Source organism: Prochlorococcus marinus str. MIT 1013 (genome assembly GCF_027359395.1).
GTDB classification, from domain to species: domain Bacteria; phylum Cyanobacteriota; class Cyanobacteriia; order PCC-6307; family Cyanobiaceae; genus Prochlorococcus_B; species Prochlorococcus_B marinus_E.
This window is the reverse complement of the sequence record NZ_CP114778.1, coordinates 974,504-986,732: the sequence shown is the minus strand read 5'-3', so window position 1 is coordinate 986,732 and position 12,229 is coordinate 974,504. Positions and strand designations below refer to the sequence as shown.

The 12,229-nt window shown below is 34.7% G+C and carries 11 protein-coding genes; 6 read left to right on the top strand and 5 right to left on the bottom strand.

What is annotated here, in order from left to right:
• Window positions 1-31: 31 nt before the first annotated feature.
• Window positions 32-973 (bottom strand): tRNA pseudouridine(55) synthase TruB, encoded by a 942-nt coding sequence (gene truB, locus O5633_RS05990; protein WP_269611227.1) that lies wholly within the window; start codon window positions 971-973, stop codon window positions 32-34.
• Window positions 974-1,069: 96 nt separating this feature from the next.
• Here truB and O5633_RS05985 point away from each other — a divergent pair, with 96 nt between their 5' ends.
• Window positions 1,070-1,816 (top strand): class I SAM-dependent methyltransferase, encoded by a 747-nt coding sequence (locus tag O5633_RS05985; RefSeq protein WP_269611225.1) that lies wholly within the window; start codon window positions 1,070-1,072, stop codon window positions 1,814-1,816.
• A gap of 1 nt (window position 1,817) precedes the next feature.
• Here O5633_RS05985 and rpmA read toward each other — a convergent pair whose 3' ends face one another.
• Both rpmA and rplU read right to left on the bottom strand, forming a co-directional pair.
• Window positions 1,818-2,090, bottom strand: coding sequence for a 50S ribosomal protein L27 (gene rpmA, locus O5633_RS05980; protein WP_269611224.1), 273 nt, complete (start codon window positions 2,088-2,090; stop codon window positions 1,818-1,820).
• A 27-nt stretch (window positions 2,091-2,117) separates the two neighbouring features.
• Window positions 2,118-2,543: a 50S ribosomal protein L21 gene (gene rplU, locus O5633_RS05975; RefSeq protein WP_269611223.1), complete on the bottom strand. Its 426-nt coding sequence runs from the start codon at window positions 2,541-2,543 to the stop codon at window positions 2,118-2,120.
• Window positions 2,544-2,715: 172 nt separating this feature from the next.
• Between rplU and kaiB the strand changes: the two genes are divergently transcribed.
• Both kaiB and kaiC read left to right on the top strand, forming a co-directional pair.
• Window positions 2,716-3,051 (top strand): circadian clock protein KaiB, encoded by a 336-nt coding sequence (kaiB, locus tag O5633_RS05970; protein ID WP_269611324.1) that lies wholly within the window; start codon window positions 2,716-2,718, stop codon window positions 3,049-3,051.
• A gap of 115 nt (window positions 3,052-3,166) precedes the next feature.
• Window positions 3,167-4,669, top strand: coding sequence for a circadian clock protein KaiC (gene kaiC, locus O5633_RS05965; protein ID WP_269611222.1), 1,503 nt, complete (start codon window positions 3,167-3,169; stop codon window positions 4,667-4,669).
• Window positions 4,670-4,671: 2 nt separating this feature from the next.
• Here the strand turns inward: kaiC and O5633_RS05960 are convergent, their stop codons facing one another.
• Window positions 4,672-6,741 carry an ATP-binding protein gene (locus O5633_RS05960; RefSeq protein WP_269611221.1) on the bottom strand — a complete coding sequence of 690 codons (2,070 nt, stop codon included), beginning with the start codon at window positions 6,739-6,741 and terminating at the stop codon, window positions 4,672-4,674.
• A 15-nt stretch (window positions 6,742-6,756) separates the two neighbouring features.
• Window positions 6,757-8,061: a phosphoribosylamine--glycine ligase gene (purD, locus tag O5633_RS05955; RefSeq protein ID WP_269611220.1), complete on the bottom strand. Its 1,305-nt coding sequence runs from the start codon at window positions 8,059-8,061 to the stop codon at window positions 6,757-6,759.
• 189 nt (window positions 8,062-8,250) lie between these two features.
• Between purD and purC the strand changes: the two genes are divergently transcribed.
• From purC to lpxC, 3 genes are read left to right on the top strand one after another with little or no spacing between them, the layout of a single operon-like run.
• Window positions 8,251-8,994, top strand: coding sequence for a phosphoribosylaminoimidazolesuccinocarboxamide synthase (purC, locus tag O5633_RS05950; protein ID WP_269611219.1), 744 nt, complete (start codon window positions 8,251-8,253; stop codon window positions 8,992-8,994).
• Window positions 8,995-9,048: 54 nt separating this feature from the next.
• Complete coding sequence (locus O5633_RS05945) at window positions 9,049-11,352, top strand: BamA/TamA family outer membrane protein (protein ID WP_269611218.1); 2,304 nt, start codon at window positions 9,049-9,051, stop codon at window positions 11,350-11,352.
• The gene (gene lpxC / locus O5633_RS05940; RefSeq protein WP_269611217.1) at window positions 11,352-12,197 is read left to right on the top strand and encodes a UDP-3-O-acyl-N-acetylglucosamine deacetylase; all 846 of its coding nucleotides are present in this window, start codon (window positions 11,352-11,354) and stop codon (window positions 12,195-12,197) included. The genes O5633_RS05945 and lpxC overlap by 1 nt, the downstream gene beginning before the upstream one ends.
• Window positions 12,198-12,229 lie beyond the last annotated feature (32 nt).

The following is a 12,229-nucleotide window of genomic DNA, read 5'->3' as shown; positions in this document are numbered from 1 at the left end:
TAAAAAATTTAAGGTTTATATATAATTATTTCTATCCAATTGCATTGAAAACAACTTTGGGTTTAAGTGTAAAACCTTCTTCTAAATCTGCTATGCCTGCGATATTTTTATCTAAGTTAAATACTAATACTTTATTATCATATATACTATCTTCACTCCCATTCTTATTCGCTAACTTTAAGCGTTCAATATCATTCTGAAAGTTTATCTTCCTTCCACAACACCAGCTTGTTATTTCTTCATTTGAACGTAATTGGAAAGAAGGAAGATGCTCAAAATATTTGTTTGGATTCATAATTTTAGGCTTACTTTGCTCAGGGTGAAATTCTGATTTTTCTGGAAGTAATACTGAATCATTTTCATTGAAATTATAAGCTTTTGTACGTCGTAATTTCTTTAAGTAAGCACCACATCCAATTTTATCTCCTATATCTCTAGCTAAAGATCTAATGTAAGTTCCTGTTGAACAATCAACTTCAATTACTAACTCACCTTTATTTTGAGCCCAGCTTATTAAATTTAATTTATTTATTGTAATTTTCTTATGTGATAAATCAAAGTTTTCTCCTCTTCTTGCTTTCTTATATGCTCTTTCTCCTTCAAGGTGAACACTTGAAAATATAGGTGGTCTTTGTAATATCTCACCTCTAAAATTGTCTAGTAGATTATTTAAATTGTTCTTGCTAATTAATGGCCAAATTCTTGATTCTATAATCTCTCCTTGCGAATCATCGGTGTTTGTAGTTGCACCTAACTGAATTATTCCTTTATAAGCTTTAGAGCCCTGTAAATAAGATATTAGTCTTGTTGCATCACCTATCGCTATTGGAAGTACACCAGTGACTGAGGGGTCTAAAGTTCCACTATGCCCAACTTTTCTGATACCAAATACCTTTCTAAGTCTATTCACGCAATCATGAGAAGAAAGCCCAGCAGGCTTATCAATGACAACAAATCCAAAAGGTTTTTCCAAAATTAATATAGTAAGTTGAGGCTTGCATGAAAATATTGTTCAAGTAACCCTGAACATTTAAAGTTATAACTCAGTGTGTTCAGCGAGCCAAATAATATGACCAATTCAGATCTAAGTATTTCCCGCTTCATTAAAGACGGCTTCAATTTAAGAAAACACCTTATTGATTTCCTTCAAATTAATAATGATCAATTAGATAAAAGGTTACTCAATGGTGTTGATGAATTGGCAGCTCTACATCCAGGTGCATTTACTGAGGACAATGCATGCGATTTTTACGAAGAAAAAGTTGGAGATGCTCATTTAATAGATCTAGCATCTTGGCATTTAAATAGTTCTAATTACATAGCTGACACGCTTCGTCTACAACAAAAATTTGCTTCTGGAAAAGTTTTAGATTTTGGTGGTGGAATTGGTACACATGCTCTGGCCGCTGCGTTTTTACCAGATGTTGAGCATGTTTGGTTTGTGGACCTCAATCCTCAAAACCGAAGTTTTGTAGAACATAGGTCTAAGGAATTGGGTATCGAAAATAAGATTTCAGTTTTTAGAGACTTAGAAAGCACATCAGATGTGATTTTTGACTCTCTTGTTTGCTTGGATGTTCTTGAACATCTTCCAAATCCAGCAAAACAATTAAAAATATTTTTGGAAAAACTTTCTCCTAAAGGAATAGCTTTAATGAATTGGTATTTTTACAAAGGAAAGAATGGAGAATATCCTTTCCATTTCGATGACCCTAGTCTGATTGAGAATTTCTTTTCTACATTACAATTAAACTACCTAGAGGTTTTCCATCCTTTTTTAATTACTACTCGAGCTTATAAACCATTAAATAAATAAACTAGATTGCTTTCCCAGTGGAGATATTAATTCTCTTTCTATTCCTTAGGCCTCTACGAATACTTTCAAAATGCACTGAACCATCAGTTAGAGCGAAAAGAGTATCGTCTTTGCCCCTACCTACATTGATTCCTGGAAGGATAGAGGTACCTCTTTGGCGAATAAGAATAGATCCAGCTGTAACTTTCTCACCACCATAAGCTTTTACACCAAGCCTTTTGGAGTTTGAGTCTCTTCCATTTCTAGTTGATCCGGTACCTTTCTTATGAGCCATGATTTATGTAATCTTTTAATTTATTTATTAAGATTCTACTTTACTAGCACTGTTTTTGGCATCTTTTGTCTCTTTTGCTTTTTTAGTTTTTGATCCTACTGAAATTGATTGAACTAAAACTCTTGTTAGTTCTTGACGATGTCCATTTTTTCTCCTTGTTTTTTTCTTTGGTCTCATTTTATATACAATTATTTTTGGCCCTCTTCTATGCTCAAGGACTTTAATTTCTACTTTCGCATCTTTTATATAAGGTTTGCCAATCTTTAAATCTTTACCATCGTTAAGAAGAAGAACCTTTTCAATAGTTAAAATATCATTAACTTCTGCATGGCATCTGTCTAAATCGTAATAACGGTTTGGTTGAAGCCAAAATTGTTTTCCAGAGGCTTCGACTATTGCGTAAGTTTTATCCTGTGAAGGTTCCTTTTTGGAAGATGATTTTTTATCAGCCATGATTATTGGTGACACGTTAAGGCTCGAATTAAAATAAAAAGAGATTCCTTTCTTTAAATCGATTAAGCCCTAATCGTAATCGAAAAACAAACTAACATTCTGGCTTTTTGTTGGTTACTTAGTCAAGATCTAAGAAGGGCAAATGTTCTCTGGATTTTTAAGAGGTTTAAAAATGAAGGCAAGTAAGACATATATTCTCAAGCTTTATGTGGCTGGGAATACACCCAACTCAATGAGGGCTTTAAATACTTTGAGGGAAATCTTAGAAAGTGAATTCAAAGGTGTCTATGCTCTTAAAGTTATTGATGTTTTAAAAAGCCCTCAATTAGCTGAAGAAGATAAAATACTTGCTACGCCAACTTTAGCTAAAATTTTACCTCCACCTGTCCGAAGAATAATTGGTGACCTATCAGATAGAGAAAAGGTGCTAATTGGATTGGACCTTTTGTATGATGAGCTAACAGACCAAGAAATGTTTTACTCTTCAGATAAACAATCGAGTATTTAAACAAGAAGTAAATGAATTCTTAAGACCAACCGATAACTAAGCAAATCTCAGTGTTTGTTTATTATCTTTTGTACATAACAGCTTTCAGCGTTTTTCAATAAAACATCGACTAAATATGCATGTTCAAAAACTCCCCACCGGAATTGAGGGCTTTGATGATATTTGTCATGGTGGGTTACCTAATGCGCGCAGCACTCTAGTTAGCGGAACTTCAGGTACTGGTAAAACAGTTTTTTCTCTGCAATATCTTCATCATGGAATATGTAATTTTGATGAACCTGGCATTTTTGTGACTTTTGAAGAATCTCCTTTGGATATCATTCGAAATGCTGCAAGTTTTGGTTGGGATTTACAAGAATTAATTGACCAAAATAAACTTTTTATTTTAGATGCATCTCCAGATCCAGATGGACAAGATGTGGCTGGAAGTTTTGACTTGTCAGGATTAATTGAAAGGATCAGTTATGCAATTAGAAAGTTCAAAGCTAAGAGAGTAGCGATAGATTCAATGACAGCAGTTTTTCAACAATATGACGCTATTTATGTTGTTAGAAGAGAGATTTTTCGACTAATAGCAAGACTTAAGGAAATAGGTGTGACTACTGTTATGACCACTGAAAGAATAGATGAATATGGTCCAATTGCTAGATATGGAGTTGAAGAATTCGTTTCTGATAACGTTGTTATTTTGAGAAATGTTTTAGAAGCAGAGAAGAGGAGAAGAACTGTAGAGATTTTGAAATTAAGAGGAACTACACATATGAAGGGAGAGTTCCCTTTTACAATGGGTCCTCAAGGAATAGTTGCATTTCCTTTAGGCGCAATGAGGTTGACTCAAAGATCATCAAATATTCGCATAAGTTCTGGTGTTCCCGATTTGGATGAAATGTGTGGAGGAGGTTATTTCCAAGACTCAATTATTCTTGCAACTGGTGCAACTGGTACTGGGAAGACAATGCTAGTTTCTAAGTTTGTTGAAGATGCTTACAAAAATAAAGAAAGAACAATACTTTTTGCATATGAAGAATCAAGAGCACAACTTCTTCGCAATGCAACTAGCTGGGGGATTGATTTTGAAAAAATGGAAGCTGATGGATTATTGAAGATTATTTGTGCTTATCCAGAATCAACTGGATTGGAAGACCATCTGCAAATTATCAAATCAGAGATTACCGATTATAAACCTTCCAGAATGGCAATAGATTCTCTATCTGCATTGGCGAGAGGTGTAAGCCTGAATGCATTTAGACAGTTTGTTATTGGAGTAACTGGTTATGCAAAACAAGAAGAAATAGCGGGATTCTTTACTAATACTGCAGAAGAATTCATGGGAAGCCACTCAATCACTGATTCCCATATCTCAACGATAACTGATACTATTTTGCTTTTGCAATATGTAGAAATAAGAGGTGAAATGGCAAGAGCAATAAATGTTTTTAAGATGCGCGGATCTTGGCATGACAAAAGGATACGTGAATACATTATTACTAATGAAGGACCTGAAATTAAAGATTCATTCTCTAACTTTGAACAGATATTTAGCGGAGCCCCTCATCGTATTAATCCTGAAGAGAACGTACCCGGAGTTTTTAAAAGCATTAAGCCAAATGAAGAGTAATTTTATTTAATCAAAGACTTATCATTTTCAATTTCCCAATTTTTTCTTTCAGATTTTAGCAATAGCTGATCAGCGTCAGAGTCTTCAAGAGGAAGTTCAAACCAAAAAGTCGTTCCAGTATCTGGCTCACTAGCCATTCTTATCTCACTTCCGTGTTTATCTACTATCCCTTTAACGATTGAAAGCCCTAGTCCAGTACCTACTTCCGTATGAACTGAATCTTCAACTCTGTAAAAACGTTCAAATATTCTTTGCTGATCAATTTCAGAAATACCACATCCCGTATCAGATACCTCAACTCTGATTTTTGGCATTGGAGATACTATCTCACAATGTGGAGCTTTATTGTCTAGATCAACTGGAGAAGCAACGCATATGTCTGGCCATGTATAGGCTTTTAAATTTATTGTTCCTCCCTCTTGACTAAATTTAAGTGCATTACCAACCAGGTTGTCTAAAACCTGTAGAAGCATATCCCAATTACCTAAAACAAAAGCTAAATTATTTTCAACATTTAGTATTAATTCTACCTCTTTATCCTCAGCATTAAGTTTATAGTTCCTTAGGGTTTGTTCCATTGCTTCTTTTATACTTAGTGCTTCTAATTGAATCGTTCTTCCAGATTCCAACTTGGACAAGTCAAGAACATCGTTAACCAAGCAAGTAAGCCTATCTGTCTCTGAGTTTGCAACACCCAGAAATTCTTTTTGTTCATCTTTTGTAAGTTGTTCTCCTAAATCATAAAGAGTCTCAACATAACTTTTGATATTAAATAATGGCGTTCTCAATTCGTGAGAAACATTACTGATGAATCTTTTTTGTGCTGCGTTTAATTGAACTTCCCTAGTGAGATCTTGAACTGTAACAGCAATACCCTTGATATTCTCTCCTGTTGTGTCTCTGACCGACTTTAAAACTATACGAAGTGTTCTTGGTGGCTCTTCAAGATTGCAACGCAAATCATCGCTGTCTCCGAAATTGTTTAATAAGGAGGTTATTGGTGTTTCAAGTTCTTTTACAAGAGAATCAGGAAGTTGATTCAATAATTTTTGACCTTCAAGATTTCTTCCTTCCCAGCGAAAGAGTCTCCTTGCAGTTGGATTGACTAAAACAATATTTCCTTGCTCATCAAGAAGAAGCGCTCCATCTGCCATGGTGGCTATTAAAGATTGCTGCTTGACTTGGGCGGCTTTTAATTCTTCGATATTTGCAGCGTCATAGTCTTCTAGTCTGGATGCCATTGCATTAAATCCAGTTAACAGTTCTCCAAGTTCTCCACTCATGGGGAGATCTACTCTTGATTTGAAATTACCTTTTGCAATCTCTCTGACTCCAATGACTAACTCTCTAATTGGACGAGTGATTGTTAGAGCATTAAATACTGCACCTATTATTACTAAAACCCAAATAGAAATAAATACTGCAACAGTAATTTCTCTAGTTAATGCTGCTGTAGCAAGAGCTTTTTTATTTGGTGTTACTCCCAGAGCTAAGGTGCCTAGATACTCACCCTTCCAAAGCATGGGAACAAAAACATCAGTTACCTGGCCTTGTGGAGTTGAATGTTGCCTAACTAATGGGAATTGAGGTTGTTTTTTTAATTCACTTGGTAGTTGAAGTTTTCTAGTTAGTTGTAAAGCACCTTCAACATCAGATTCTTTAGTTGTTGCACTTACTGGAATACCCAGTTTTACAAAGCCATCTGGGTCAGTAAAGAAAATGTACCTTAAGTTTCTGCTTGAGCGCCAAAACTTCTCTGCTACGTTAAAAAGTTCTCTGCTTTGATTCTTCGCTACTAATTCCGTAACATTTCCTGATAATAATAATCCTAAATCTCTTGCATATCTTGTATCGTTCATACCAGCATCTTTTTGTATGCTACTTAAGGCAAAAAATGTTATGAGTGTCATTATAAAACTTACTACTAGTGTTCCAAATGCTAGTAATTTTGACCTTAAGTTAAATCTTGACCACCATAAATTTATTCTTTCTAAAATACTTAAATCATCTTTTAAGAGATCATCTTTATATGCTGAAAAATTATTATTTTTATTTAAATTTGAATTATTCATTAAAGATTAATTAGATTAAATATTTCTAACTTGATAACCTATATCTTTTCGATAATGCATACCATCAAAGCTAATTCCTTTTAAAGTAGAGTAGGCTAAATCGAAGGCTTTGTCGAAGCTTTCTCCTTGAGCGACTATTGAGAGAACTCTTCCACCTGAAGCAATTATATTGTCAAATTTGTCGATTGTGGTACCAGCGTGAAAAACTTGGAGTGAAGAATTTGATTCAACATCAATATCAATCTTGTCACCTTTTTGTGGGCTTTCAGGGTATCCCTTAGAGGCTGCAACTATACAAGCACTGCATTCAGGGTTAAATGTAAGTTTTGGGGCATTTTCAATCTCTCCTCGAGCGCAAGCAAAAAGGACAGAAGCAAATTCCTCTCCCATTAAGGGCATTAAAGCTTGACATTCTGGATCGCCAAAGCGGCAATTAAATTCAATAACTTTTGGTCCAGAGGGTGTGAGCATTAAGCCGGCATAAATGACGCCTATGTATTTTATATTCTTTTTTTTCAAACCTTTTAAAGTTGGGATAAGAATCAGCTCCGTTAAGTCTTTAAGATCTTGTTCATTAATTAAAAGCGCTGGTGCATAAGCTCCCATTCCGCCAGTATTTGGACCATTATCTCCATCCAATAATCTTTTATGATCCTGGGCTGGAGGAAGAACAATTAATTTTTCTCCATCACAAAGGGCAAAAATAGAAACTTCTGGCCCTTCAATTTTTTCTTCGAGAATAACTTTATTTCCTGCAGGGCCAAACTTTCCAGAAAATATGTCTTTAATTGCTTCCTTAGATTCCTCAATGGTTTCACAAACAGTGACACCTTTGCCTGCAGCAAGACCATCTGCTTTGACAACAAGAGGTTGGTTAAATCTTCTAAGAATTTCTAGTGCTTCTTCTTTAGATTCTGCACACCAGTACTTGGCTGTAGGGATATTGTTCTCTATCATCAGAGCTTTAGACCATTCTTTACTTGCCTCTAATTGAGCACCATCTTTGCCTGGACCAAAAACTGTTAAACCTGCTTCACGCATTTTATTTGCCCAACCCTCAGCCAAGGGGACTTCAGGTCCAATGATGACTAAATCAATTTCAAGTCTTTGACACTCACTAATAATTGTTTTTTTATCTTCAGATTTAGGTTTTAGGCAAATACATTTTTCAAAGTTGGCGGTCCCACCATTGCCAGGAGAAACATATATTTGTTCAATATATTGATTTTTTGATAGAGCCCAAGCAATGGAGTTTTCTCTGCCTCCACTTCCCACTATTAATATCTTTTTTAATTCTTCAGCCTTTTGTTTCTTTGTCATAGTTTTACTCTTGCTTGAATGAAAAAATAGTTTTAATGGACCTTTAATTATCTTTTGATTATTAGTTAATACATTGTTTTAAGCAAATTTATTTAGTTGTTTGGAGTTTAGGCTTTAAATAAATTTGTCTTGATTGAGGTGATTTTTGTAGCATTGTCTATTTATACTAATTAGATATCAGAGGTATTAATGAATCATATCCAAGGATCACTAATTTATGAAGGCAAGGCAAAACGAGTTTTTGCGTGTCAAGATCCAAAAAGGGTTTTAATAGAGTTCAAAAATGATGCTACAGCTTTTAATGCAAAAAAACGATCAAAGATTGACGGTAAAGGGCGCTTGAATTGCAAAATTTCTGCGGCCCTTTTTAAATTGCTTGAATTGAATGGAATTCCAACACATTTTATAGAACTTCAATCGGACACATTCATGATTGCCGATAAAATCAATGTAATACCTTTAGAAGTTGTTATTCGCAATATCGCTACAGGTTCATTATGTAGGGAGACACCAATCAGTCAAGGAACAATATTAAACCCTCCACTCCTCGACTTTTATTATAAAGATGATGAATTAGCAGACCCTATTCTTACAGAAAGAAGATTAAAATTGCTTGATTTGATTAGTCCTTCTGAGGTGGAAGAGGTAGAGAGAATTACTAAAAGTGTAAATAAAATTTTAAAAGAATATTTTGATTCACTCGATTTATTATTGGTTGATTTTAAATTAGAGTTTGGATTTAACGCATTAGGAGAAATTGTGATAGCTGATGAAATAAGTCCGGACAATTGTAGGTTTTGGGATAAATCAAATCCTGACCCTAACGGACGAATCCTTGACAAAGACCGCTTTCGGCAAGATCTTGGAGGAGTGATAGATGCTTATGAGGAGATTTTGAAACGTATAGAAAAAGACTCTTCTAATGATTCTTAAGCAAATCATTCTTGGCCAAGGATTCCATCATTTAATTAGATTGCTTTGAAATTTATGTTCAAAAGACACGCCAACTCTAATAAAAAATTGATAAGCAAAAGTGCATATGCAATTGCTTTGGCAGTTCCTTTTATGAGCCTTTTTGGAGAAACTAAAGCCTCTACAATAATCTCAAGTAAAAATCAATTTTCTATTGAAAATAACCAGAATAAAAGTTTGCAATTTAATCATCAATCAAATCATGATAAATTTAATTTAAATCTTGATGGTTTTTTGATTTCTGAGGGTGAAAATCCAAAAGATGATAATGATATTGTTAAAGAAAAAAGAGTATTAATTTCAGAGATTGTTATAGAGGGACTTGAGGATCATCCTGACAAAGAGCGCTTGGAAGTTATTGCTTATGATGCAATGTTAATTAGACCAGGCAGTAAAGTTACGAGTGAAGAGGTTAAGAAGGATTTAGATAGAATTTATTCAACAGGCTGGTTTTCTGGTGCAAAAATCGAGTCTTTTCAGAGTGCTCTGGGAGTAAAACTTTTGATTAAGATTGAACCTAATCCGATATTAAATAAGATAAGTATATTTCCCCTTGAAAGAAAACTATCCAATACAAAATTAAATGAGATTTTTAATAATGATTATGGAAAGACCTTAAATCTCAATACTCTGAAAATAAGGATTAAAGAAATTAAGGATTGGTATACTAATAAAGGATACTCGTTAGCAAGGATATCTGGTCCAAGTCGTGTAACTAAAGAAGGTAGAGTTGAACTTAATATTCAAGAAGGATATATCTCTGGCATTGAGATAAATTTTATAGATGAAGATGGAAATATAGAAGACGAAAAAGGCAGGTTAATAAAAGGAAAAACAAAGAAATGGGTGATCAAAAGAGAATTAATAACTAAAGTTGGAGATGTTTTTAATAGAAATAAATTAGAATCAGATATCAAGAGATTATACTCAACCTCGCTATTTAGTGATGTTAAAGTAACTCTTAAGCCAGTAAGTTCTAAACCTTTCAAGGTAATCATTTCACTAGGTATAACAGAGCAAAGAACAGGCTCTTTGACGGGAGGCCTTGGTTATAGCGGAGGACAAGGCGTATTTGGACAGATAGGATTGCAAGAGTCCAATCTTGTTGGAAGAGCATGGTCATCAAATATGAATTTGACTTATGGCGAATATGGAGCACTACTAAATCTTTCTTTATACGATCCCTGGATTAAAAATGATAAGCATAGAACATCTTTTAGAACTTCATTGTATTTAAGTAGAGAAGTTCCTCAAGAATTTAGAAGTCAAGAGGGAGGAAGTATTCGAGGAGTTACAGATAGATATGAAGCCCCTAATTCATTAACAAGTTATGACACCAATCAATCTCAAAAATTAGACTTTAACGATAATAATACTTTAATTGAAACGGGCCCATTTACTAATGTTTCTTCAGCTCAGTTATCTGCACCGCAGTTTAGCTGGTTTGATTATGAGGGTGATTCTATTGTCTTAGAGCGAACAGGAGGAGGCTTCTCCTTCGCAAGACCTTTAAATGGTGGTCAGCCTCTAAAAAAGGTTCCTTGGAGTGTACTTATTGGTGCAAATTTCCAGAAAGTTAAGCCAATAGACTATGCCGGAGATAAAAGACCTTATGGCGTAGCATCAACTAATTTTATAGACGGTAAAGTTCCTAAGAATGAAGTTATTTGTGTTGCATATAATTGCTCTAAAGAAAATACATTAGTTAGTTTAAAAAGTGCCGTTACTTACAATAATTTAGATAATTCCAGAAATCCAACCTCTGGAGATTATTTAAATATTGGTTCTGAACAATTTATTAGTTTAGGTGAGAATTCACCGACTTTTAATAGAACTCGGATTAGTTATTCTCGTTTTTATCCTGTTAATTGGTTGAAGTTTCATAAGGGTTGTCGGCCCAAGCCTGGTGAAAAATCAGATTGCTCTCAATCGATAGGTTTTCAAGCAAAGATTGGAACAATCATTGGAGATCTACCTCCTTATGAAGCATTTTGCTTAGGAGGATCAAGCTCTGTTCGAGGTTGGAACTCTTGTGATCTAGGTGTTGCAAGAAATTTTGGAGAGGCAACAGGAGAATATAGATTTCCTATTTGGCGACTAGTTTCAGGAGTCTTATTTGTTGACGCAGGATCTGACTTCGGTTCTCAATCAAATGTCCCAGGGAAGCCAGGAAAAATTCTAGAGAAACCAGGCTCTGGGTTCTCTGTTGGACCTGGAGCAGTCATTAATACACCTGTTGGCCCAATTCGTATAGAGGCAGCGAGTCAAGATTTCAGTGGTAATTGGCGATATAACATTGGAATAGGCTGGAAATTCTAGTGTTCTCTTTCCCTCATGACTATGAAGAAGGTTGGACGCTTCAAAATGAAATTAAAAAAAATGGTATTGGATTGCATACAGGTCTTAACTGTACAGTCATTATTAAACCAACAGAATTAACTGGATTTCATATCTCTTTTTCAGACGAACCTAATAAGATTATTCCTATAGATATTTCGCACGTAAGGAATACACCTCTATGTACAACACTTGATCTGAATGGAAAAAAAGTTTCTACGGTTGAACATTTGTTGGCTTCATTAATTGGTTCAGGCTTAACTCATGCACATATAGAAATAACTGGAACTGAGATTCCCTTACTTGATGGTTCTGCTATTGGTTGGATCGAGGAAATTAAAAAAGTAGGAATGATTAAGTCCACATCATCTCCCAGACCAAGGCCAGAAATAAGATCTCCAATTTTTGTAAACAAAGGAGAAAGTGTGATTTTTGCGATACCATCAAAAAAATTGAAATTAATAGGGTTGGTTGATTTCCCATATAAGGCAATTGGACAACAAATGTTTTCTATTGAGCTGTCTCCAAATAATTTTGTTAAAGAAATTGCACCTGCACGAACTTTTGGCTTTCTTGATCAGCTAGAAGAATTAAAGAAAGCTGGTCTAATTAAGGGCGGAGCACTTGAAAATGCTTTGGTTTGTAATGGTGATTCTTGGGTGAATCCACCCTTGAGATTTTTAAACGAACCAGTGCGTCATAAATTGCTTGACTTGATTGGAGATTTAGCTTTTGTTGGATTACCTAGAGCGCAAATTTTTGTTTATAAAGGGTCTCACTCTCTTCATGCGGAATTTGCTTCGTCTCTTCAAAAAGCATTAACTTAATTAAATCTTATTTTGACTGACATTTCTTCTTC

What these genes read in the sequence shown, in the direction of transcription:
- O5633_RS05985 (WP_269611225.1), top strand. Translation starts at nt 1,070, where the DNA reads ATGACCAATTCAGATCTAAGTATTTCCCGCTTCATTAAAGACGGCTTC.
- rpmA (WP_269611224.1), bottom strand. Translation starts at nt 2,090, where the DNA reads ATGGCTCATAAGAAAGGTACCGGATCAACTAGAAATGGAAGAGACTCA.
- rplU (WP_269611223.1), bottom strand. Translation starts at nt 2,543, where the DNA reads ATGGCTGATAAAAAATCATCTTCCAAAAAGGAACCTTCACAGGATAAA.
- kaiB (WP_269611324.1), top strand. Translation starts at nt 2,716, where the DNA reads ATGAAGGCAAGTAAGACATATATTCTCAAGCTTTATGTGGCTGGGAAT.
- kaiC (WP_269611222.1), top strand. Translation starts at nt 3,167, where the DNA reads ATGCATGTTCAAAAACTCCCCACCGGAATTGAGGGCTTTGATGATATT.
- O5633_RS05960 (WP_269611221.1), bottom strand. Translation starts at nt 6,741, where the DNA reads ATGAATAATTCAAATTTAAATAAAAATAATAATTTTTCAGCATATAAA.
- purD (WP_269611220.1), bottom strand. Translation starts at nt 8,061, where the DNA reads ATGACAAAGAAACAAAAGGCTGAAGAATTAAAAAAGATATTAATAGTG.
- purC (WP_269611219.1), top strand. Translation starts at nt 8,251, where the DNA reads ATGAATCATATCCAAGGATCACTAATTTATGAAGGCAAGGCAAAACGA.
- O5633_RS05945 (WP_269611218.1), top strand. Translation starts at nt 9,049, where the DNA reads ATGTTCAAAAGACACGCCAACTCTAATAAAAAATTGATAAGCAAAAGT.